Genomic DNA, 21,181 nt, shown 5'->3' with positions numbered 1-21,181 from the left:
AGCAGCAGCATGATCGACTTCGCTTTTCTTGCCGACACTTTTCTTAAGCTGAGCGCGGCGCTGCCGGTGACGCTCGGGCTGTTTATCAGCGCCTTTGTCTGCGGCGGGCTGCTGGCGCTGGGCATTCTGGCGCTGCGCATGAGCCGCTGGCGGCTGCTGAGCGGTTTTGCCCGCGGCTATATTCTGGTGTTTCGCGGCTCGCCGCTGCTGATTCAGCTGTTTCTCATCTACTACGGGCTCGGCCAGTTTGGCGTGATTCGCCACAGCTTCGTCTGGCCGTTTCTGCGCGAGCCGTTTATCTGCGCGGTGCTGGCGCTGTCGCTGTGTACCGCCGCTTACACCGCTGAGATCCTGCGCGGTGCGCTGCTGGCGGTGCCGGCAGGTCAGGTCGAAGCCGGGCTGGCCTGCGGCATGTCACGCTGGCTGCTGCTGCGCCGCATCATCGCGCCGATCATGCTGCGCTATGCGCTGCCGGCGTACTCCACCGAGGCGATTCTGCTGGTGAAGTCCACCGCGCTCGCCAGCCTGGTCACGGTGTGGGATGTCACCGGCGTGGCGCAGCAGATCATCCAGCGTACCTATCGCACTATGGAAGTGTTTGTCTGCGCTGCGGCGATCTACCTGATTCTCAACTTTATTATCGTCCAGCTGTACGCGCTGCTAGAGCGCCGTCTGACCCCGGTGCACCGCGCTGAAAAAAAGCCGCTGCCCGCCGTTAAACCGCTTGCCGGAGAGTAATATGCATTCCACTTCACCAGTCACCTTGTCCGCCACTGATATCCATAAATCCTTTGGCGCTATGGAGGTGCTCAAAGGCATCTCGCTGCAGGCGCATCAGGGCGATGTTATTTCAATTCTTGGTGCCAGCGGCTCGGGCAAAAGTACCTTGCTGCGCTGCATCAATCTGCTGGAAACGCCGGATGCCGGCGTGGTGAGCGTCGGCGGCGAAACCATTGAAATGAAGCGCCACGCGCGCGGCCATCAGCTGGCGGCGAATCCTAAGCAGATTGAACGCCTGCGCTCGCGGCTGGGCATGGTGTTTCAAAGCTTCAATCTGTGGTCGCACATGACGGTGCTGCAGAACGTGATTGAAGGTCCGCACTATGTGCTGAAGCGCGACAAAAAGAGTTGTATCGCCCAGGCAGAGCAGTTGCTGGATCGCGTCGGGCTGCTTAGCCGCAAGGATTTTTATCCGGCGCAGCTCTCCGGCGGCCAGCAGCAGCGCGTGGCGATTGCCCGCGCGCTGGCGATGGATCCGGAAGTGATGCTGTTTGATGAGCCAACCTCGGCGCTCGATCCGGAACTGGTCGGCGAGGTGCTTAAGGTGATGCGCAGCCTGGCGGAAGAGGGGCGCACCATGCTGGTGGTGACGCACGAGATGGGCTTTGCGCGCAACGTCTCTAATCGCGTGGTGTTTATGCATCAGGGCAACATTGATTGCGAGGGCACGCCGGAAGCGATGTTTGGCGCCAGCGGTTCATCGCGCTTTAAGCAGTTTATCTCCAGCCATCAGAGCCATCACGCGGAGCAGCCAGTATGACCGTCGTCTGGGGCGATGCGCCGCTGACCTGGCAGGCGCTGGTACAGGTAGCGCGACATAACGCCGAACTGACGCTGAGCGCCGCCGCCTGGCAGCGCATTGCGCGCGGTCGCGAGATCGTCGAACAGATCGTTGCCAGCGGCCAGATTGCCTATGGCATCAACACCGGGCTGGGGGCGCTGTGTAACATCACGCTGCCGGAAGACCAGCTCAGCCAGCTGTCACGCAATACGTTGCTGAGCCACGCCTGCGGCGTCGGTCCGCTGCTGACGCGCGAGCAGACGCGCGCCATTCTGTGTGCGGCCATCGCCAACTACAGCCACGGCAAATCCGGCGTTTCGGTGGCGCTGGTGCAGCATCTGCTGGCGCTGCTCAATCAGCAGATCACGCCGCAGGTGCCGTCGCAGGGTTCAGTCGGTTATCTCACCCACATGGCGCATATCGGACTGGCGCTGATTGGCGTGGGCGACGTTGAGTACCAGCAACAGGTGATGCCGGCGGAGCAGGCGCTGCGGCTGGCCGGTTTACAGCCGTATCGCCCCGGCGCCAAAGAGGGCCTGAGCCTGGTCAACGGTACGCCGTGCATGACCGGGCTGAGCTGTCTGGCGCTGGACGATGCGGCGCGGCTGCTGGATTGTGCGGATGTCACCGGCGCGATGAGCTTCGAAGCGCTGCGCGGTCAGCTGGCGGCCTTTGACGCCGAGGTGATTGCGCTGAAAGCCAGCCCCGGCATGCATCACAGCGGCCAGCGTCTGCGTGCGCTGCTGAGCGACAGCCCGCTGCTGGCGGCGAGCTGCGGCATACGCACCCAGGATGCGCTCAGCCTGCGTTCAATGCCGCAGGTGCACGGTGCCAGCCGCGATCAGTTCGCCCACGCGGCGCGTCAGGTTGAGATCGAGCTGAACGCCTGCACCGATAATCCACTGGTGCTGGGCACACCGGACAACTGGCGCGTGGTGTCGCAGGCCAATCCGCACGGTGAATCGGTCGCCATGGCGGCCGATCTGCTGGCGATTGCCATGGCGGAGATTGGCAGCATTGCCGAGCGCCGGCTGGATCGGCTGGTCAATCCGCTGGTCAGCGGGCTGCCGCCGTTTCTGGTGGCGCAGCCGGGCGTCAACTCCGGCATGATGATCGCGCAATACGTGGCGGCTTCCCTGTGCGCGGAGAATCGTCAGCTGGCGCAGCCGGCGGTGCTGGACAATTACGTCACCTCGGGACTGCAGGAGGATCACCTCAGCCTCGGTACCGGCGCGGCGCTCAAGCTGCTCAGACTGCTGAATAACCTCTGGCAGGTGCTGGCGATTGAGTACCTGCTGGCGGCGCAGGCGCTGGATTTTCACGGTGAGGCGCAGCTGGCCAGCGGCACGGGCCGGGCGCTACGCGCGCTGCGTGCTGAGGTTGCCACCTGGCAGGAGGATCGCTGGCTGGCACCGGAGATAGCCCGGGCGGTGAAGGTGTTACAGACGCTGGCGTGCTAGCGGCGCGAGGTGACGCGCCGCCAGTGTCCTGATTTAACCGCGGCGCGCGTCCGGGCGCACCAGATCAAAACGCTGATCTTCGCTGATGGCGTAATAGGCGGAAGGACCGCCGGCGCGCAGAATCGGCTGCGCTTTGGCGGTCTGGTAGATGCCGTTCTCCAGCAGCGCTTCATCGATATGAATCGCCACCGCTTCGCCCAGTACCAGCCAGCTCTCCAGCTCGCCTCCCTGTGCATCCTGCAGGCGAATCAGCTGCGTCAGGCGACACTCAAAGTTGACCGGACTTTCTGCTACCATGCTGACGTTAACGTGGGAAGCGGCCAGCGGCGTCAGGCCGGCGAGGGCAAACTCGTCGTGATCGGGCGGTACTGAGGCGGAACTCTCATTCATGGCTTCTGCCAGCGGACGCGTCGCCAGGTTCCAGACGAACTCGCCGGTTTCACTGATATTCTGCACGCTGTCTTTCCAGCCGCTGCTGGCAAAACCAATGATTGGCGGATGGTAGTTAAAACAGTTAAAGAAACTATAGGGCGCCAGATTGCGCTGGCCGCTGGCGCTTTGCGAGCTGACCCAGCCAATCGGGCGCGGGCCGACGATGGCGTTGAGCGGATCGTGAGGCAGACCGTGTCCACTGCGTGGCTGATAAGTGTAACGTTGACGCATTTGCGCTCCTGATTCGTCCTGGATACTGCGTGTTCCGGCGGCGCTGGCGGCTGGACGCAGTATTGCGGATGCAGTTTTAGGGAGAATAGATTTAAATTCGTTGCACTAAATTTTCCTGGCGGATTGTGCGCTGCCGTCATCCAGCGTATCTTACGCGCGCATTAATGTCCGGAGAATCTATGAACAAGCCTGCCGCTACCGCGCTCTTTCATCCGCGTAACCGCCATCAGGGCCGTTATGATTTTGCTGCCCTGACTGCCGCGCATCCGCCGCTGGCGGACAAAGTGCGCCCCAACGGTTACGGTGAGCTGTCGGTTGATTTCGCCGATCCGCACGCGGTGCTGCTGCTGAACCAGGCGCTGCTGAAACTGTTTTATAACCTGAACTGGCAGCTGCCGGAAGGCTATCTGACGCCGCCGGTACCAGGCCGCGCTGACTATATCCATGCGCTGGCGGATCTGCTGGCCAGCGATAACGGTGGCGTGCTGCCGCGCGATCTCGACGTGATGGATATTGGCTGCGGTGCCAACTGCATCTATCCGCTGATCGGTCACGCGGAGTATGGCTGGCGCTTTACCGGCACCGACATCAGCGCGGACGCCGTTAACGCCGCCAGTCAGATTGTCGCCAGCAATCCCGGCCTGCAGCGCGCCATTCGCCTGCGCCGTCAGAAGCAGGAGAGCGCGATTTTTACTGGCGTGGTGCACAAGAACGAACGCTATCACGCGGTACTGTGTAATCCGCCGTTCCACGCCTCGGCGGCCGATGCGGCGGCCGGCAGCCAGCGTAAAGTGCGCAATCTCGGCCTGAGCAGGCAGGCGCCGCTTAACTTCGGCGGTCAGCATAACGAGCTGTGGTGCGACGGCGGTGAGCGTGCGTTTATCGGCCGGATGATCGATGAAAGCGTCGCATTAGGCGATCGCATCGTCTGGTTTACCTCACTGGTGTCGCGCAAAGAGCATCTGCCTGAACTGCGCGACCGGCTGAAGGCGCAGGACGCTTATCAGGTACGCATCGTCGACATGGCGCAGGGCCAGAAGCAGAGCCGCTTTATCGCCTGGACATTTTTACCGCCCGCCACGCGCGCGCAGCGGCTGGCACGCTAAGCGCTGCTCAGGTAAAAAAAAGCCGCTACGGGGATCCGCAGCGGCTTTGTTGTTTTTACGCCGTATTAAGAGACGTGCTGCAGGAACTCACGCAGACGGTCGCTCGGCGGGTTAGTGATCAGATCGTCCGGATTGCCATCTTCCGCGATGGTGCCTTTGTCAATGAAGATCAGGCGCGACGCCACTTTCTGTGCGAAGCCCACTTCATGGGTCACGATCACCATGGTCATGCCTTCTTCCGCCAGATCCTGCATCACTTTCAGCACTTCGTGACGCAGCTCGGGATCGAGTGCCGAGGTAGGCTCATCGAACAGCATCATCTTCGGCTTCACCGCCAGCGCACGGGCAATCGCCACGCGCTGCTGCTGGCCGCCGGACAGCTCAGAAGGGAAGTGGTGGGCGCGCTCGGCGAGGCCGACCTTGCCCAGCAGCTCACGTGCCAGTTTGTGTGCGGCGTCTTTCTTCGCCCCGCGCACGCGGATCGGACCAAAGGCCACGTTGTCCAGCGCGCTCATCTGCGGGAACAGATGGAACTGCTGGAACACCATACCGGCTTCCTGACGGATCAGGCGTTCATCCACTTTCGGATCGTTAACCTTCATGCCATCGACAATCAGTTCGCCACTGCTGATCTCTTCCAGCTTGTTGATGCAGCGCAGCAGGGTAGATTTACCGGAGCCGGACGGCCCGATGATTACCACCACTTCACCCTGATTAATTTTCAGGTTGATGTCGTGCAGTACCTGAGTCTGGCCGAAGTTTTTCGAGACGTTTTTAAATTCAATCACAGGATTTTCACCCTTTTCTCAATACGGCGCAGCACAAAGCTCAACACCAGCGTAATAACCAGGTAAATGATGGCAACGGCGCTCCAGATCTCCAGCGCGCGGAAGTTACCGGCGATGATCTCCTGGCCCTGACGGGTCAGTTCCGCCACGCCAATCACGATGAACAGCGAGGTATCTTTGATGCTGACGATCCACTGGTTACCCAGCGGCGGCAGCATGCGGCGCAGCGCCAGCGGCATGATCACGTAGCGCAGCGTTTCGCGGCGCGACAGGCCAAGCGCCAGGCCGGCTTCACGGAAACCTTTGTTGATCGACAGCACCGCACCGCGGGTAATTTCCGCAATGTAGGCACCGGAGTTGATCATGATGGTCACGACGGCGGCGGTGAACGGGTCGATGCGCAGGTCCGGGAAGGCCATCGGCAGGGCGAAGTAGATGAACATCACCTGCACCACGATCGGCGTGCCGCGAATCAGTTCAATGAACACTAACGCGATGTTGTTGGTGATCCAGCCGCCGTAGGCGCGGGCGAAACCGGCCACGAGGCCGATAACCAGGCCGCCAATCAGGCCGAGGATCGAGATAAGCAGGGTCATTTTGGCGCCTTCGATCAGGATCGGTAAGGCGGGCCAGATGACGCTCCAGTCAAACTCCATGGTGTGACTCCAGAATCTGTTGCAGTGGAAATGTAAAAAGCAGGGAGAACAACGCTCCCTGCTGATAAAAAGGCGTCAGGCCTGAATTATTTAGGTTCGCTGCCGAACCATTTTTTATAGATAGTGTTGTAGGTACCGTTGTCGTGCAGGGTTTTCAGCGCGCCATTCACTTTCTCACGCAGGTCGTCGCTGCCTTTCGGGAAAGCGATGCCATACTGCTGTGCTTCGATGGAGTCGCCGACGGCTTTGAAACGGCCTTTACCAGCGGTGTGGATGAAGTACAGGATGTTTGGCGTGTCGTGCAGCACGGCGTCAGCACGGTTAGTGCCTAACTCCATGTACGCGTTATCGATGTTCGGGAACTGGCGCAGATCTTTGGTTTTGATATGCGCTTTGGCGTAATCCACCGACCCAGTGCCGCTTTTCACTGCGACCACTTTACCGTTCAGATCGTCGATGCCTTTGATGTCATTTTCGTTGTTACGCACCATTACCAGCAGGCCGCTTTTATAGTAGCCGTCAGAGAATTCGATGGCTTTTTTACGTTCTTCGGTAATGGTGATGCCGGCCAGTGCCAGGTCAACGTTTTTGGTTTGCAGCGCCGGAATGATGCCGCTGAAATCCATCGGCTTCAGGGTGTAATCCAGCTTCAGCTGTTTAGCGATAGCGTCCCACAGGTCGATATCGAAGCCGACGTACTTGTCGCCCTGTTTGAATTCAAACGGAACGAAGGCGGTGTCGGTAGCGACCACCAGTTTTTTGTCTGCTGCAGTGGAGGAAAGCGAGAAGGCCAGCGCCAGCGCGGCCACGGAGACTTTAATCAACGACTTCATCATTTTTTTCCTTATTACCCGTCAGGCCTGGTGGCCTGATGTACGGCTCATCATATGAAAAAATTATGCCAACTTTTCTCAAACGCGGAAATCAACAGATTGCCGGGGCAGGCTGACACGATTCTGCACGCCGGGAAAAGTTTGCACCAGAATGAATCACCAAAATGGTGCATTGTGCTGTGGTGGTGCAGGCACAGTGTGCATCAGAGTGATATTAAGGGAAAGAAAGGATTAAGGAATTGTTAACGGCGTCAAAAAAGCCGGGCGGGTAGCAGGCATAAAAAAGGCGGGATAACCCGCCTGTTTGAGCATTACTCGATATTTGATTCGATAAACCACAGGAACTTATCAAGGTCACGCGATGCGGCAGTAAAGATATCAGCCGTATCTTCGTCTTTCACTTCACTGATGGCTTTACGCGTATCGTTAGCCACGACGGCATAACGGTCAGCCAGCGCTTTCAGGTGATCCTGTACGCTGTGAATATTCAGCGGATAGCTTTTCAGCGGTGACTTGTCGTTAACCACCTGCGTGGTGCCCAGCGCAACGCCACCCAGCTGTACCACACGTTCTGCAATGGTGTCCTGGTGATCGGTAATCGCGGTACGGAAGCCATCCAGCATTTCATGTACGCCAATGAAGTTCGCGCCACGCATGTTCCAGTGCGCCTGCTTGGTGATCAGCGACAGGTCAATAAATTCCACGACCAGACGGTTGAGCACCTCGATGGTAGCTTTCTTCTCGCTATCAGCCACGTCATTGCGGGTATAAATCAGATCGGAAGATTTTGTTTTAACCAGTTTTGCGGTACTCATCATTAATGTCCTCTTATTGATGGTTGTCCTAATCAAGCACGGGAATAAGTATAGCAGCAGTTTTTCACTCTGCAGGATTGATTAAATCAATGACAGGAATAGCTAAAGCTTAATGTTAAGCCGCGACAATAGCGGTTTTATTAAAATTTATTAAAATCAGTTGGTTATGGTGTATGTTAATTATTTTTCTATCATGTTGCAAAATAATAACAGCTTACCGTGTGGCTATTTAAGAAATGATAATGAGAATGTGTCTATATACAGCCGGTTAAATAACCGGCTGACCTGTACGGCTTATTGCGGCGTGTTGATATCCACTTCATTTATATGTGCCGCTTTCTGTTTCATGGTGAGCGTCGAGCCGGCAGACGCGGCGATAATCGCCAGCAGCGCCAGCCATTGCTGCAGTGTCAGCAACTCGCCGAGGAACAGCATGCCGGAGAGCGCCGCCATCGCCGGTTCCAGACTCATCAGCGTGCCGAAAATGCGCGCCGGCAGACGTGTCAGCGCCATCATTTCCAGCGAGTAAGGAATGGCGCTGGAGAGCAGGGCGATGAGCAACGCCAGCGGCAGAATTTCCCACTGCCAGATACCTGGGGCGGCAAAGGTCAGACCGAGCGGCACAAAAATCACTGAGGCGATCAGCGAGCCCATTGCCACCGTGGCCGGGCCGTGTTCGGCGCCTGCCCGCTGGCCCGCCAGAATATAGACCGCCCAGCAGGCACCGGCACCCACGGCCAGCAGCGCGCCGGTGGGATCGATATGGCTGAGGCCATGACCGATCGGCAGCAGGAACCACAGGCCGGTGACCGCCAGCAGCACCCAGAGAAAATCCAGCGGACGGCGTGCGCCGGCCAGCGCCAGCGTCAGCGGGCCGAGAAACTCCAGCCCCACCGCCACGCCCAGCGGCACGGTGCGAATCGAGAGATAGAACAGGTAATTCATGCAGCCCAGCGCCAGTCCATACATCAGCAGCGGTTTGCGCTGCTTTGCACTGAAGCGCAGGCGCCAGGGTTTGAAAATCGCGCACAGGATGAGCGTGCCCAGTCCCAGACGCAGCGCAGTAATGCCAGGCGCACCGACGGTGGGAAAAAGCGATTTCGCCAGCGACGCGCCGCCCTGCAGCGACAGCATCGCGATCAGTAATACAGCAACCGGCAGCACTACCGGCGCCAGTTTGGGGTGGGAGAGAGGTGCAGACATCCTGTGATCAATTCCTGTGATGATGAATAACCAGGCAACGGGCAGCCAGTGTAAAGCAATATGCGGGAAATAAGGAGGCGGCTGAGGCAATGATGCAGGGTTTCTGTCACCGCTTTATCATCGGGCGCGACCGCCTCGCATTATCCTGGCGTCAGTGACGGCTCATTCACACCGCTTTTCGGGCGAAATTTCCAGCGAATAAAGCGCGACGGCCGAAAAAATGCGCCAGCGACTGGCTGAAAAATCACCGTTTTCAGGGCCATTTCCGTAAAGAAATGTCAGGTTAGTTTAGGAATTTACTTAAAGCGATAATTTTCTGTGCGCAGGATTATTGCAGAAAGATGATGCTTTTTATAAGAAAAATGAATGACATAGGAAAGTTCATTAACTTTCTGTTACACCAAACAATCTGTTAGACAACAAAATGCGGGCAGAGTTTCTTGCTAAGTTTTGTTATATTTTTAGCGTTGTCAGGAGAGAAGTATATTCACATTTGAGGTGGTTATGAAAAAAATTGCATGTCTTTCAGCACTGGCTTGTGTACTGGCAGTTTCCGCTGGTTCCGCCATGGCACAGAGCACCGTTTCTGCCGGCTACGCGCAGAGCGACTATCAGGGCGTTGCTAACAAAGCTAACGGCTTCAACCTGAAATACCGCTACGAAGACGGTTCTAACCCACTGGGTTGGATCGGTTCTTTCACCTACACCGAAAAAGATCGCACTGAAGATGGCGTGTACAACAAAGGTCAGTACTACGGCATCACCGGTGGTCCGGCTTACCGTCTGAACGACTGGGCCAGCATCTACGGCGTAGTGGGTATCGGCTACGGCAAATACCAGCAGAACCAGACTGCCGGTCAGTCTAAAACCGACAGCAGCGACGTAGGCTTCTCTTACGGCGCAGGTATGCAGTTCAACCCAATCCAGAACGTTGCTCTGGACGTGGGCTACGAGCAGAGCCGCATCCGTAACGTCGACGTGGGCACCTGGATTGCTGGCGTAGGTTACAGCTTCTAAGTTTTTGCTTAGACCAGAGTTGCACAGAAACGGCCCTTTACGGGCCGTTTTTTTATGCCTGAAAACGCTGCCGTGAAGGGCGTTTTTCGCAGGCAAAATAAAACCCGCTGCAGGCAGCGGGTCAGACTGTGAAGCCCTGAGGAAACTCAGCCGCGCCAGATCAGATTCGGGCAGGGCTGCGCGGCGATTTTTTTGCCGGTCAGTTTCTCAAGCAGCATCAGGCGCAGGGCAAAAGGCGAGCGGCTAAACAGACACAACAGCGACTTCAGCTCAAAAGCCGGTTTGCTTTGTACGGTCTGGAAGCATTTGCCGCAGTCGAGGCAGCTTTTCATCGTGCTCATCTTTACCTCCTGGAAAACGGGTAACTCAACAGTAAGCACAGCCCTGCAATAAACAGCAGGAAAAGGAGCAGCAACAGCCAGGGTTCGTTCATCGTTGCCTCCTTTGTAGGCTATTCGCTTACAACATGTACAAAGATAGCACTGGCTATACTCTTTAGCCAACACTATTCAGGAAAAATTTGTGCTTATTTGTGCCTGGTTTACAATGAGCGCAGCCAGCCCGCACCGCAGGTAAAGTGCGGCAGATAATAAAGAGGAAGCTGAATGAGTCGTCGTGCGAAAAGCGCCACCCACATGCCCCAGGGGCCGCTGAAAGATATTGAGGAGCATGTCGAAGGATTTCGCCAGGTACGCGAAGCGCATCGCCGTGAGCTGATTGATGATTACGTTGAGTTAATCTCTGATTTAATTCGTGAATTTGGCGAGGCGCGCCAGGTCGACATGGCGGCACGCCTGGGCGTTTCGCAGCCGACCGTGGCCAAAATGCTGAAGCGTCTCAGTACCACCGGTCTGGTTGAGCAGGTGCCGTATCGCGGCGTGTTCCTCACCCCGGAAGGCGAGAAGCTGGCTGAAGCCAGTCGCGTGCGCCATCACATCGTTGAAACCTTTCTGCTGGCGCTGGGCGTCAGCCCGGAAACCGCCCGCCGGGATTCCGAAGGGCTCGAGCATCACGTCAGTGATGAAACCCTCGCCGTGTTCCAGAAATTTTACGAGAATCGCTAACCTACAAGGCCTTCTGCCATCATGCCCATCGTGCTTCGTTCCTTAATGCGTGACCGCGTTTTGCATTTACTGTTGCTGTTGGGCGTGATTCTGTTGCCGCTGGCGGATTACCGCTGGCCGCAGCTGCCCGCCGCCGTTGACTGGCACACCATCATGACGCTCACCGGTTTGCTGATGCTGACGAAAGGGCTGGAAAATAGCGGCTATTTTGATGTGCTCGGCGCGCGGCTGGCGCAGGGCTTCCAGCACGAACGCACGCTGGCGCTATTTATGGTGTGCGCGGCGGCGCTGCTCTCGACCTTCCTGACCAATGATGTGGCGCTGTTTATCCTGGTGCCGCTCACGCTGACGCTGCGCAAGTTCTCGCGCCTGCCCATCTCCCGGCTGATCATTTTTGAAGCGCTGGCGGTCAACGCCGGCTCGTTGCTGACGCCGGTCGGCAACCCGCAAAACATCCTGCTGTGGAGCCACGGCACGCTCAGCGTGGCCGGTTTTATCGGTCAGATGGCACCGCTGGCGGCGATGCTGATGCTGACGCTGGTGGTGCTGACGTGGTTTAGCTTCCCGGCGCGCAGCATTGAGAAGCATGATGCACCGGGCAATCAGCAGTGGCAGAAACCGCTGTTTATCGTCAGCGTCCTGCTGTACGTGGTGTTTATCGTCGCGCTGGAGCTGAAACTCACCGGCTGGGCGCTGCTGCTGGTGGCAGGCTGTTTTCTGCTGATGGCGCGTCAGGTGCTGGCGACCATCGACTGGAGCCTGCTGCTGGTGTTCGTGGCGATGTTCATTGATGTCTTTTTACTGATGCACCTGCCAGTTCTGCAGCCGCATTTTGCCGCCATCGGTCAGCTGGGCGAGGGCGGTATCTATCTGCTGGCGATTGGCCTGTCACAGGTGATCAGTAACGTGCCGGCCACTATTCTGCTGTTACAAAAAGTCCCTCCTTCCGAAGTGCTGGCCTGGGCGGTGAATATCGGCGGCTTTGGCCTGCTGCCGGGATCGCTGGCCAACCTGATTGCGCTGCGCATGGCACAGGACGCCAAAGTGTGGTGGCGTTTCCATCTGTTTTCCCTGCCGATGCTTGCCTGGTCGATGCTGTGCGGCTGGCTGTTGTTACAGCTGCTGCGCTAACCCTGACCCACCTGTCCGCCTTTGCAAGACGCGCTGATTTATCAGCGCGTTAAGTGATGTGGCAGAAAATGCGTCGGATGTTAGCTTATGTAAAGTTACACTGGCATTTGTCAATTTCCCATCTAAGGTTAAGTTGACCGTTTCGCCCGGGGATCGGGATTACCAGCCAGTGATGACAAATTATGAGTGAAAACCACAATCCGCCATCCGCCGATGAGCAAAAAGACAACAACACGTCAGATTCCAGTCAGGATAACGAGCAATCACCCCGTAAACGCCCCGGCAAAAAGCCGCTGATCATTCTGGCGATTGTGGTGGTGATTATGCTGCTGGTGGGATTCTGGTTCTGGTTTAGCACGCGCAACATTGAAACCACCGACGATGCGTTCACCGAAGGCGATGCCGTGACCATCGCGCCCAAAGCGTCGGGCTACGTGGTGCAGCTGCTGGTAAAAGATAACCAGCGGGTGAAGAAGGGCGATCTGCTGGTGCTGATCGATCCGCGTGACAACGCCGCACAGCGCGATCAGGCCAAAGCACAGCTCGGTCTGGCGCAGGCGCAGCTGCATCAGGCGCAGGCGCAGCTGGCGCTGGCGCGGGTGCAATATCCGGCGCAGCGCGATCAGGCGCTGGCCGACCAGGCGCGGGCGCAGGCCAATTTACTCAATGCGCAGGCGGATTACCGTCGTCAGCGCGGTGTTGACCCGCGCGCAACCTCGCAGCGCAATATTGATACCGCCGCTGCGCAGTTACGCTCGGCTGAAGCGCAGCTGCAGAGCGCCAAAGCGCAGGTCGAAGTGGCCTCGCAGGTGCAGTTGCAGATTCGCCAGCAGGAAACCAATGTCGAAGCGCGGCAGCAGCAGGTCGAGCAAGCCCGGGCTCAGCTCAACACTGCCGAGCTTAACCTCTCTTACACCGAAGTGCGGGCGCCGTATGACGGTTTCGTTACCAAACGCAACGTGCAGCCCGGTACGCTGGTGCAGGCCGGCAGCGCGCTGTTTTCGCTGGTATCGCCGGATATCTGGATCACCGCCAACTTCAAAGAGTCGCAGCTGGCACGCATGAATCCGGGCGATAAAGTGGAGATTGGCGTTGATGCCTGGCCGGACATGAAGCTGGAAGGGCACGTCGACAGCGTGCAGATGGGCTCCGGCTCGCGCTTCTCTACCTTCCCGGCCGAGAACGCCACCGGTAACTACGTGAAGATTGTGCAACGCGTGCCGGTGAAAATTGTGATTGATAAAGGGCTCGACCCGAATCATCCGTTGCCGCTTGGCCTGTCGGTTGAACCGAAGGTGACGGTGGAATGAGTGCGAGCGAAAGCTGGCGTCCGGCCAGCAATCCCTGGCTGGTTGCCATCACGGTAACGCTGGCGGTGTTCATGGAGATTCTGGACACCACCATCGTTAACGTCGCGCTGCCGCACATCGCCGGGTCGCTGTCATCCAGCTACGATGAATCCACCTGGGTACTAACCTCCTATCTGGTCGCCAACGGCATTGTGCTGCCGATCTCGGCCTTTTTCAGCCGCCTGTTTGGGCGCAAGCAGTTCTTCCTGATCTGCATCGTGATGTTTACCATCTGCTCCTTCCTGTGCGGCATTGCCACCGAGCTGTGGCAAATCATTCTGTTCCGCGTACTGCAGGGCTTCTTCGGCGGCGGGCTGCAACCGGTGCAGCAGTCGGTGCTGCTGGATTACTTCAAGCCGGAAGATCGCGGCAAGGCTTTTGGCCTGTCATCGATTGCCATTATTGTCGCGCCGGTCATTGGCCCGACGCTCGGTGGCTGGATCACTGATAACTACAGCTGGCGCTGGGTGTTCTTTATTAATATTCCGGTGGGGATCCTCACGGTGCTGGCGATCTATCAGCTGCTGGAAGATCCGCCGTGGGAGCGCAAGTGGGAAAAGGGCCGGCTGAAAATCGACTATATCGGCATCAGCCTGATTACCCTGGGTCTCGGCTGTTTGCAGGTGTTTCTCGATCGCGGTGAGGACGAAGACTGGTTCGCTTCACACTTCATTCGCCTGTTTGCCATGCTGGCGGCCGTCGGCATCGTCGGTGCGGTTTACTGGCTGCTGTATGCGCGCAAGCCGGTGGTGGATATCACGGTGATGAAGGACCGCAACTTCTGGGTGGCCGGTCTGCTGATGGCGGGCATGGCGATGATTCTTTATGGCAGCTCGGTGGTGTTACCGCAGCTGGCACAGCAGGATCTCGGTTATACCGCCACCTGGTCCGGGCTGGTGCTGTCGCCCGGCGCGGTCCTGATCGTGCTCACCATCCCGCTGGTGTTAAAGCTGATGCCGATTGTGCAGACGCGCTACATCATCGCCTTTGGCTTTACCTGTCTGGCGCTGGCCTTCTTCTATTCCAGCACCCTGACGCCCAACGTGGATTTCACCACGCTGGTGCTGATGCGCAGCGCGCAGTCGATTGGTCTCGGCTTCCTGTTTGTGCCGCTCACCACCATTGCCTTTATCACCGTGCCGCAGCGCCTGAATGCGGATGCCTCCGCGCTGTTCACCATGTTCCGTAACGTGGCCGGTTCGATCGGCATCTCGCTGGCCACTGCCGGCATCACCGAACGTGAACAGGTGCGATCGGCCCACATGGTGCACAACATGTCGCCGCTCAATGAGCAGTTCAACCTCACGCTGCAGCACTGGGCGCAGGCGATTCGTGACTTTACCAGTGCAGTGGGCGATCCGCTGATGCTGGCCAGCGGTCAGCTCTATCAGGAGATGATTGCCCAGGCGCGTATTCTGGCTTACATCGACGTGTTCATGGGCCTGAGCATCGTCGCCGTGCTATTGATTCCTTTTTGTTGGTTGCTTTCGCCGATCAAGAGCGAAGGCAGTGCAGGAGCACATTAACATGATCACCTCTTCGCGCGTTACGCCGTCGCTGACGCTGCTGGCGCTGTCCATGCTGCTGGCGGGTTGTGCCGTCGGGCCCGATTATCAGCCGCCGCAGGCGCACACGCCCGGTAGCTACCGTGATTTGCCCTCTCAGGAAGCCTCAAAACCGCTGGCGTCCGCGACCAATCCTTCGTGGTGGAAAAGCTTTAACGACCCGCAGCTCGATAGCCTGATTGAGCGCGCCATCGCCGGCAACCTGACGCTGCAACAGTCGGTGCTGCGCATCGCCGGTGCGCGCGAACAGCTGGCGCAGGCGCGTGGCGGGCTGTTCCCGTCGCTTAACGGCTCGGCCAAAGTGACGCGTCAGCAGCTCGGCCTGAAAGGCATGCTGAAATCCAACGGGGTGTACGATCAGGTGGATGATGACGTGGCGGATCAGCTCAACGGTCTGACCCATTCGGTCACGCTGTATCAGGGCAGCTTTGACGCCAGCTGGGAACTGGATTTATGGGGCAAAGTACGACGCCAGATGGAGATGGCGGACGCGCAGCAGCAGGCGGCGATCGAGCAGCGTAACGATGCGCTGGTGTCGCTGGAAGCCGAGGTCGCGCGCGCGTATCTGCAGCTGCGCGGCGCGCAGGCGGTGCTGGCGACGCTGCAACAGCAGATTAACGTGGCGCAGCAAACCTGGGAGCTGACGCAAAGCCAGCAGCGTAACGGTCTGGCGCCGCTCACCGACGTTGAGAATGCCCGTGCGCAGCTGGCCTCCCTCAACGCGCAGCTGCCACAATATCAGGCCCAGGAACGTCAGGCGATGAACGGGCTGGCAGTGCTGCTGGGCAAAATGCCGGGCGCGCTGGATAACGAACTGATGAGCAGCAAAGCGCTGCCGGCGTTGCCGAAGCTGGTGGCGGTGGGCATTCCATCGACGCTGGCGCGCCGTCGTCCGGACATCCGCCAGGCTGAAGCGAATCTGCATGCGCAGACCGCCAATATCGGCGTATCGGTCGCGAACCTGTTCCCCAGCCTGTCGCTCACCGGGCAGCTGGGCGTGCGCAACACCGATGCCAGCTACCTTGACGACTGGAGCAGCCACTTCTTCAGCGTCGGCCCGGCGCTGTCGATCCCGATTTTTCAGGGCGGACGTCTGGTTTCCAGCGTGAAACTGGCGCGCGCGCAGCAGGCGAGCGCGGCGCTCGATTATCGCCAGACGGTACTGACGGCGCTGCAGGATGTGGAAAATGCGCTGGTCAGCTACCGCGCCGATCAGCAACAGGTTACCGCGCTGGATGAGACTACCGGCGCACTGCAGCGCGCCTTTGACCTCGCCAGTGACAGTTACAAACAGGGCATCTCCACCTTCCTTGAGGTGCTGGATGCCCAGCGCCAGCTGGCGCAGTCGCAGGCGCAATCGACGCAGGCGCGCATGCAAAGCGCGCTGGACCTGGTAGCGCTGTATAAAGCGCTGGGCGGCGGCTGGGAGCCGTATCAGCAGGTGACGCTGCCGGACTATGACGTCTTTGGTCCGGCCACCGCAGTCAATTAATCTGCCATCGCTGACCGCATTCACGGCGTGCGGTCAGCGCCTTCCTTGAAATAAATATTCTCCCTTCTGTTTATTGTGCAAAATTTGCACTGACTTCTCTGCGCCCTGAATCAGGTTGTGTGATCATTATCTCAATTAAAGGCAAAGATAATGACCCGTGGCGCAAAATTTAAATTTCATATTTATTCATTGTGGTGGAAATAATCTATTTTAAGGCTTCTTATCTCAGGAAAGGAGTTGGTTATGTCCCGCGAAACCTGGATGACGCCCAATCCGGCATCAGGGCCAAACAGTAGCACGCGCACCGAGCCTTTTGTGAAAGTCATTGCGCTGATTGCCACCCTCGGTGGTTTGCTGTTTGGCTACGATACCGGCGTGATCTCCGGCGCACTGTTATTCATGGGCGACGATCTGCATCTCACCCCATTTACCACCGGGCTGGTGACCAGCAGTCTGCTGTTAGGCGCGGCGTTTGGCGCACTGGCTTCCGGTCACTTTGCCGCCGCGGTCGGGCGGAGAAAAATTATTCTGGTACTGGCGATTATTTTTGCACTCGGCGCGCTGGGTACCGCACTGGCACCTGATGTCAGCTGGATGATTTTCTTCCGCCTGGTCCTTGGCGTGGCCGTGGGCGGTGCGTCCGCCACCGTACCGGTGTATATCGCCGAAATGGCACCGGCCAACAAACGGGGTCAGCTGGTGACCATGCAGGAGCTGATGATCGTTTCCGGCCAGATGCTGGCCTATATGTCGAACGCCGGCTTCAACGCAGCCTGGGGGGGCGACACGACCTGGCGCTGGATGCTGGCGGTCGCCACGCTGCCGGCGGTGCTGCTGTGGTTCGGGATGATGTTTATGCCGGACACGCCGCGCTGGTATGCCATGAAAGGCCGTCTCGCTGAGGCGCGCAAGGTGCTGGAACGCACCCGCGCGCGCGAAGACGTTGAGTGGGAGATGATGGAGATCGAAGAGACGCTGTCGGACGAGCAACAGCAGCGTCCGCGTCTGCGGGAACTGCGCCAGCCATGGCTGATCAAACTGTTCCTGATCGGTATCGGTATTGCCGCCATCCAGCAACTGACCGGCGTGAATACCATCATGTACTACGCGCCGACCATGCTGAAAGCGGTGGGGATGAGCAATGACGCTGCGCTGTTTGCCACCATTGCCAATGGCGCGGTCTCGGTATTAATGACCTTTGTGGGGATCTGGCTGCTGGGGCGCATCGGTCGCCGCACCATGACGATGATAGGTCAGTTTGGTTGTACCGCCTGTCTGGTGTTTATTGGCACCGTCAGTTATCTGATGCCGGAAACAGTTAACGGTCAGCCGGATATCTTGCGCAGTTATATGGTGCTGCTGGGTATGCTGATGTTTCTGAGTTTCCAGCAGGGCGCGTTATCGCCGGTGACCTGGCTGCTGCTGTCAGAAATTTTCCCCACACGGTTACGCGGTATTTTTATGGGCGGCGCGGTATTTGCGTTGTGGATCGCCAATTTTCTTATTTCTCTGCTGTTCCCGGTTCTGCTGGCGTCGGTTGGCTTATCCGGCGCGTTCTTTATTTTCGCGCTGATTGGCATAGGCGGCGCGATTTTTGTTATTCGCTGGGTACCGGAAACACGCCATCGTTCGCTGGAGCAGATTGAACATTATTTGCACGACCGGCTGTCTGATGCGCCGGTGCCCCAGCTATTGCGACCGGCAGTGAAGAAAAGCGGATAACCAAAGACATACGATTTTTGCATGATGGCCGGTTAACAACCGGCCTTTTTTTATTTATTTAATGGCAAAATGAGATATTGCTCGCATCTGTGACGCTAATGCCATCCGCGTTAAAAACGGATTTTACTTACACTATTAATGTTTTTTTACCTTTATCCTGACTACTGCCTCAGCGCACAATAAGCGCTAAACGCTTGTTTCCTACGCGTGAATAAGCAATGAAATCGATTCCAGTTCCAGCCGGTGGTACTGAACCGCTGATGTTAATTCACCGTTAATTCACGCCGCACATTGGGTTTAAACGCGCCTGCCAGGAATATGCTAATCCATTCGGATTAATCCGGTCTGCAAAATTAATTTATTTTTTTATTTGAATTGGGTAATCTTGCCACTACAGTTTATTTAACCCCCTTAAGCAAGGACATTGTGATGAGTGACGCATTTAAAGTTCTGAACAACATTCGCACATTACGTGCACAGGCTCGTGAACTGCCACTGAGCGATCTGGAAGAAATTCTGGAAAAATTAACCGTCGTGGTGACTGAGCGCCGCGACGAAGTTGAAGCGGAAGAAGCGCAGAACCGCGAAAAAGAAGAGAAGCTGTCTAAATACCGTGAAATGCTGCTGGCAGACGGTATCGACCCGAACGAATTACTGGGTGCACTGGAAACCGGTAAAAAACGCGCCAAGCGTGCGCCGCGTCCGGCGAAATATTCTTACACCGACGAAAACGGTGAAGAGAAATCATGGACCGGTCAGGGCCGTACCCCAGCTGCGATTAAAAAAGCGCTGGATGCAGGTAAAAGCCTCGACAGCTTCCTGATCAAATAATCTGCACAATCCTTGTAAGCGGGAGCCGGAGGCGTCAGCGTCTCCGGCTTTTTTATTGGCCTCGCTCCGGGCACGGGCGGCGGTTCATTTCCCGCACCGTGGATAACCTGTCCGGCACGGTCGCAATTATTTTACCTCTGGCAACAAGGTGTTCTCCGCCTTGCCTCTGCGTATCCGGGTGCAGAGGTGGCTCATCCAGGCCGCTTCTGGCATAATGCCCGCTGTTTTTTCCTCCACTGCGTAACAAAGGTCAATGCCGTGTTAGTTTCCAGCAATATCACTATGCAGTTCGGCAGTAAGCCACTGTTTGAGAATATCTCCGTTAAATTTGGCGGCGGTAATCGTTACGGTTTAATCGGTGCGAACGGCAGCGGTAAATCGACCTTCATGAAAATACTGGGCGGCGACCTGGTTCCGACTAACGGAAATGTTTCCCTCGACCCCAATGAGCGCATCGGTAAGCTTCGCCAGGATCAGTTTGCTTTCGAGCAATATAGCGTGCTGGATACCGTGATTATGGGTCACCAGGAATTGTGGGCGGTGAAGCAGGAGCGCGATCGCATATATGCATTGCCGGAAATGAGCGAAGAGGAAGGCTATAAAGTCGCCGACCTTGAGGTCGCCTACGGTGAAATGGACGGTTACAGTGCCGAATCACGCGCTGGAGAATTATTACTCGGCGTGGGCATTCCGGTGGAGCAGCATTACGGTCCGATGAGTGAAATTGCCCCTGGCTGGAAATTGCGTGTGCTGCTGGCGCAGGCATTATTTGCTAACCCGGATATTTTGTTACTCGACGAACCGACCAACAACCTGGATATTGACACCATTCGCTGGCTGGAGCAGGTGCTGAACGAACGTGACAGTACCATGATCATCATTTCGCATGACCGTCACTTCCTGAATATGGTGTGTACGCATATGGCGGATCTGGATTACGGTGAGCTGCGCGTTTATCCCGGCAATTATGACGAATATATGACGGCGGCGACCCAGGCGCGCGAGCGTTTATTAGCGGATAACGCCAAGAAAAAAGCGCAAATTGCCGATCTGCAATCCTTCGTTAGCCGCTTTAGCGCCAACGCCTCAAAATCGCGTCAGGCCACTTCGCGCGCGAAGCAGATTGATAAAATCAAACTGGATGAGGTAAAAGCCTCCAGCCGTCAGAACCCGTATATTCGTTTCGAGCAGGATAAAAAGCTGTTCCGTAATGCGCTGGAAGTGGAAGCGCTGAGCAAAGGATTTGATAACGGTCCGCTGTTTAAAAATCTTAACCTGCTGCTGGAAGTGGGTGAGAAACTGGCCATCCTCGGCGCCAACGGTATTGGTAAATCCACGCTGCTGAAAACGCTCGTCGGCGAACTGCAGCCGGATAGCGGCACGGTGAAATGGTCGGAGAATGCGCGCATTGGTTACTACGCGCAGGATCACGCCGAAGATTTTGCTGACGACCTGAGCGTGTTCGACTGGATGAGCCAGTGGAAGCAGGAAGGTGACGACGAGCAGGCGGTGCGCAGTATTCTTGGTCGTCTGCTGTTCAGCCACGACGACATTAAGAAGCCAGCGAAAGTGCTGTCCGGTGGTGAGAAGGGCCGCATGCTGTTTGGCAAGCTGATGATGCAGAAGCCAAACATCCTGGTGATGGACGAACCGACTAACCACCTGGATATGGAGTCGATCGAGTCACTGAACATGGCGCTGGAGATGTACGAAGGCACGCTGATTTTCGTCTCGCACGACCGTGAGTTCGTCAGCTCGCTGGCGACGCGCGTCATCGAGATGAAAGGCGATCGCATCGTTGACTTCACCGGCAACTACGAAGATTACCTGCGCAGCCAGGGCATCGTCTAACGGCGTAGCCGTTTAGCAGCCGCCATCATCAGCAGCGCAATTTATCGCCTGATAAATTGCGCCGCTCAGCAATA

The 21,181-nt window shown here is 57.2% G+C and carries 20 protein-coding genes; 13 read left to right on the top strand and 7 right to left on the bottom strand.

Features of this window, described 5'->3' with window-relative positions; translation table 11 throughout:
- Positions 1-9 precede the first annotated feature (9 nt).
- Genes K7H94_RS12475 through K7H94_RS12465 form a run of 3 tightly spaced genes read left to right on the top strand, consistent with a single transcriptional unit; the run spans position 10 to position 3,021 of the window.
- Entirely contained in the window at positions 10-738 is a 729-nt protein-coding gene (locus K7H94_RS12475) for an ABC transporter permease (RefSeq protein ID WP_058757808.1), read from the top strand.
- Position 739: 1 nt separating this feature from the next.
- Positions 740-1,540, top strand: coding sequence for an ABC transporter ATP-binding protein (locus K7H94_RS12470; RefSeq protein WP_222951127.1), 801 nt, complete (start codon positions 740-742; stop codon positions 1,538-1,540).
- Entirely contained in the window at positions 1,537-3,021 is a 1,485-nt protein-coding gene (locus tag K7H94_RS12465; protein WP_222951126.1) for an HAL/PAL/TAL family ammonia-lyase, read from the top strand. Before K7H94_RS12470 ends, K7H94_RS12465 begins: the two co-directional genes overlap by 4 nt.
- Before the next feature lie 33 nt (positions 3,022-3,054).
- Here the strand turns inward: K7H94_RS12465 and K7H94_RS12460 are convergent, their stop codons facing one another.
- Positions 3,055-3,684 carry a flavin reductase family protein gene (locus K7H94_RS12460; protein ID WP_021508426.1) on the bottom strand — a complete coding sequence of 210 codons (630 nt, stop codon included), beginning with the start codon at positions 3,682-3,684 and terminating at the stop codon, positions 3,055-3,057.
- Between the two features lie 179 nt (positions 3,685-3,863).
- Between K7H94_RS12460 and rlmF the strand changes: the two genes are divergently transcribed.
- A complete protein-coding gene (gene rlmF, locus K7H94_RS12455) occupies positions 3,864-4,790 on the top strand; it encodes a 23S rRNA (adenine(1618)-N(6))-methyltransferase RlmF (RefSeq protein WP_222951125.1) in 927 nt (308 codons plus the stop codon).
- 65 nt (positions 4,791-4,855) lie between these two features.
- Here rlmF and glnQ read toward each other — a convergent pair whose 3' ends face one another.
- The 5 genes from glnQ to rhtA all read right to left on the bottom strand — a co-directional run bounded on the left by glnQ (position 4,856) and on the right by rhtA (position 9,085).
- Positions 4,856-5,578: a glutamine ABC transporter ATP-binding protein GlnQ gene (gene glnQ / locus K7H94_RS12450; RefSeq protein WP_021508424.1), complete on the bottom strand. Its 723-nt coding sequence runs from the start codon at positions 5,576-5,578 to the stop codon at positions 4,856-4,858.
- On the bottom strand, positions 5,575-6,234 hold the full coding sequence (glnP, locus tag K7H94_RS12445) for a glutamine ABC transporter permease GlnP (RefSeq protein WP_021508423.1): 660 nt from the start codon (positions 6,232-6,234) through the stop codon (positions 5,575-5,577). The genes glnQ and glnP overlap by 4 nt, the downstream gene beginning before the upstream one ends.
- Positions 6,235-6,320: 86 nt before the next feature.
- Entirely contained in the window at positions 6,321-7,067 is a 747-nt protein-coding gene (gene glnH / locus K7H94_RS12440; protein WP_021508422.1) for a glutamine ABC transporter substrate-binding protein GlnH, read from the bottom strand.
- Positions 7,068-7,378: 311 nt separating this feature from the next.
- Positions 7,379-7,882: a DNA starvation/stationary phase protection protein Dps gene (dps, locus tag K7H94_RS12435; protein WP_021508421.1), complete on the bottom strand. Its 504-nt coding sequence runs from the start codon at positions 7,880-7,882 to the stop codon at positions 7,379-7,381.
- A 294-nt stretch (positions 7,883-8,176) separates the two neighbouring features.
- Positions 8,177-9,085, bottom strand: a complete 909-nt coding sequence (gene rhtA / locus K7H94_RS12430; protein ID WP_031279870.1) for a threonine/homoserine exporter RhtA — start codon at positions 9,083-9,085, stop codon at positions 8,177-8,179.
- A 504-nt stretch (positions 9,086-9,589) separates the two neighbouring features.
- Between rhtA and ompX the strand changes: the two genes are divergently transcribed.
- Positions 9,590-10,102 carry an outer membrane protein OmpX gene (gene ompX, locus K7H94_RS12425; RefSeq protein ID WP_031279869.1) on the top strand — a complete coding sequence of 171 codons (513 nt, stop codon included), beginning with the start codon at positions 9,590-9,592 and terminating at the stop codon, positions 10,100-10,102.
- Between the two features lie 146 nt (positions 10,103-10,248).
- On the opposite strand, the gene K7H94_RS12420 is transcribed toward ompX, so the two are convergent.
- On the bottom strand, positions 10,249-10,443 hold the full coding sequence (locus K7H94_RS12420; protein WP_021508417.1) for a hypothetical protein: 195 nt from the start codon (positions 10,441-10,443) through the stop codon (positions 10,249-10,251).
- A gap of 264 nt (positions 10,444-10,707) precedes the next feature.
- Between K7H94_RS12420 and mntR the strand changes: the two genes are divergently transcribed.
- The 8 genes from mntR (at position 10,708) to K7H94_RS12380 (ending at position 21,107) form a co-directional block, all read left to right on the top strand.
- Positions 10,708-11,166, top strand: coding sequence for a manganese-binding transcriptional regulator MntR (mntR, locus tag K7H94_RS12415; RefSeq protein WP_021508415.1), 459 nt, complete (start codon positions 10,708-10,710; stop codon positions 11,164-11,166).
- Between the two features lie 21 nt (positions 11,167-11,187).
- Positions 11,188-12,297, top strand: a complete 1,110-nt coding sequence (locus K7H94_RS12410; protein WP_058757804.1) for an SLC13 family permease — start codon at positions 11,188-11,190, stop codon at positions 12,295-12,297.
- Positions 12,298-12,479: 182 nt separating this feature from the next.
- Positions 12,480-13,607 (top strand): HlyD family secretion protein, encoded by a 1,128-nt coding sequence (locus K7H94_RS12405; RefSeq protein ID WP_021508413.1) that lies wholly within the window; start codon positions 12,480-12,482, stop codon positions 13,605-13,607.
- Positions 13,604-15,172, top strand: coding sequence for a DHA2 family efflux MFS transporter permease subunit (locus K7H94_RS12400; protein ID WP_222951124.1), 1,569 nt, complete (start codon positions 13,604-13,606; stop codon positions 15,170-15,172). Before K7H94_RS12405 ends, K7H94_RS12400 begins: the two co-directional genes overlap by 4 nt.
- Position 15,173: 1 nt before the next feature.
- Positions 15,174-16,703 carry an efflux transporter outer membrane subunit gene (locus K7H94_RS12395; protein ID WP_222951123.1) on the top strand — a complete coding sequence of 510 codons (1,530 nt, stop codon included), beginning with the start codon at positions 15,174-15,176 and terminating at the stop codon, positions 16,701-16,703.
- A 243-nt stretch (positions 16,704-16,946) separates the two neighbouring features.
- Positions 16,947-18,425 carry a sugar porter family MFS transporter gene (locus K7H94_RS12390; protein WP_222951122.1) on the top strand — a complete coding sequence of 493 codons (1,479 nt, stop codon included), beginning with the start codon at positions 16,947-16,949 and terminating at the stop codon, positions 18,423-18,425.
- Between the two features lie 429 nt (positions 18,426-18,854).
- Positions 18,855-19,256: an H-NS family histone-like protein gene (locus tag K7H94_RS12385; protein WP_021508409.1), complete on the top strand. Its 402-nt coding sequence runs from the start codon at positions 18,855-18,857 to the stop codon at positions 19,254-19,256.
- A 258-nt stretch (positions 19,257-19,514) separates the two neighbouring features.
- Positions 19,515-21,107 carry an ABC-F family ATPase gene (locus tag K7H94_RS12380; RefSeq protein WP_104187028.1) on the top strand — a complete coding sequence of 531 codons (1,593 nt, stop codon included), beginning with the start codon at positions 19,515-19,517 and terminating at the stop codon, positions 21,105-21,107.
- Positions 21,108-21,181 lie beyond the last annotated feature (74 nt).

Origin of the sequence: Pantoea dispersa (assembly GCF_019890955.1) — a bacterium.
Taxonomy (GTDB): domain Bacteria; phylum Pseudomonadota; class Gammaproteobacteria; order Enterobacterales; family Enterobacteriaceae; genus Pantoea; species Pantoea dispersa.
This window is presented reverse-complemented; position numbering and strand designations above follow the sequence as displayed.

What these genes read in the sequence shown, in the direction of transcription:
- dps (WP_021508421.1), bottom strand. Translation starts at nt 7,882, where the DNA reads ATGAGTACCGCAAAACTGGTTAAAACAAAATCTTCCGATCTGATTTAT.
- glnP (WP_021508423.1), bottom strand. Translation starts at nt 6,234, where the DNA reads ATGGAGTTTGACTGGAGCGTCATCTGGCCCGCCTTACCGATCCTGATC.
- rlmF (WP_222951125.1), top strand. Translation starts at nt 3,864, where the DNA reads ATGAACAAGCCTGCCGCTACCGCGCTCTTTCATCCGCGTAACCGCCAT.
- K7H94_RS12475 (WP_058757808.1), top strand. Translation starts at nt 10, where the DNA reads ATGATCGACTTCGCTTTTCTTGCCGACACTTTTCTTAAGCTGAGCGCG.
- rhtA (WP_031279870.1), bottom strand. Translation starts at nt 9,085, where the DNA reads ATGTCTGCACCTCTCTCCCACCCCAAACTGGCGCCGGTAGTGCTGCCG.
- K7H94_RS12460 (WP_021508426.1), bottom strand. Translation starts at nt 3,684, where the DNA reads ATGCGTCAACGTTACACTTATCAGCCACGCAGTGGACACGGTCTGCCT.
- K7H94_RS12410 (WP_058757804.1), top strand. Translation starts at nt 11,188, where the DNA reads ATGCCCATCGTGCTTCGTTCCTTAATGCGTGACCGCGTTTTGCATTTA.
- K7H94_RS12465 (WP_222951126.1), top strand. Translation starts at nt 1,537, where the DNA reads ATGACCGTCGTCTGGGGCGATGCGCCGCTGACCTGGCAGGCGCTGGTA.
- mntR (WP_021508415.1), top strand. Translation starts at nt 10,708, where the DNA reads ATGAGTCGTCGTGCGAAAAGCGCCACCCACATGCCCCAGGGGCCGCTG.
- ompX (WP_031279869.1), top strand. Translation starts at nt 9,590, where the DNA reads ATGAAAAAAATTGCATGTCTTTCAGCACTGGCTTGTGTACTGGCAGTT.
- K7H94_RS12405 (WP_021508413.1), top strand. Translation starts at nt 12,480, where the DNA reads ATGAGTGAAAACCACAATCCGCCATCCGCCGATGAGCAAAAAGACAAC.
- K7H94_RS12400 (WP_222951124.1), top strand. Translation starts at nt 13,604, where the DNA reads ATGAGTGCGAGCGAAAGCTGGCGTCCGGCCAGCAATCCCTGGCTGGTT.
- K7H94_RS12385 (WP_021508409.1), top strand. Translation starts at nt 18,855, where the DNA reads ATGAGTGACGCATTTAAAGTTCTGAACAACATTCGCACATTACGTGCA.
- K7H94_RS12390 (WP_222951122.1), top strand. Translation starts at nt 16,947, where the DNA reads ATGTCCCGCGAAACCTGGATGACGCCCAATCCGGCATCAGGGCCAAAC.
- glnH (WP_021508422.1), bottom strand. Translation starts at nt 7,067, where the DNA reads ATGAAGTCGTTGATTAAAGTCTCCGTGGCCGCGCTGGCGCTGGCCTTC.
- K7H94_RS12420 (WP_021508417.1), bottom strand. Translation starts at nt 10,443, where the DNA reads ATGAGCACGATGAAAAGCTGCCTCGACTGCGGCAAATGCTTCCAGACC.
- K7H94_RS12395 (WP_222951123.1), top strand. Translation starts at nt 15,174, where the DNA reads ATGATCACCTCTTCGCGCGTTACGCCGTCGCTGACGCTGCTGGCGCTG.
- K7H94_RS12470 (WP_222951127.1), top strand. Translation starts at nt 740, where the DNA reads ATGCATTCCACTTCACCAGTCACCTTGTCCGCCACTGATATCCATAAA.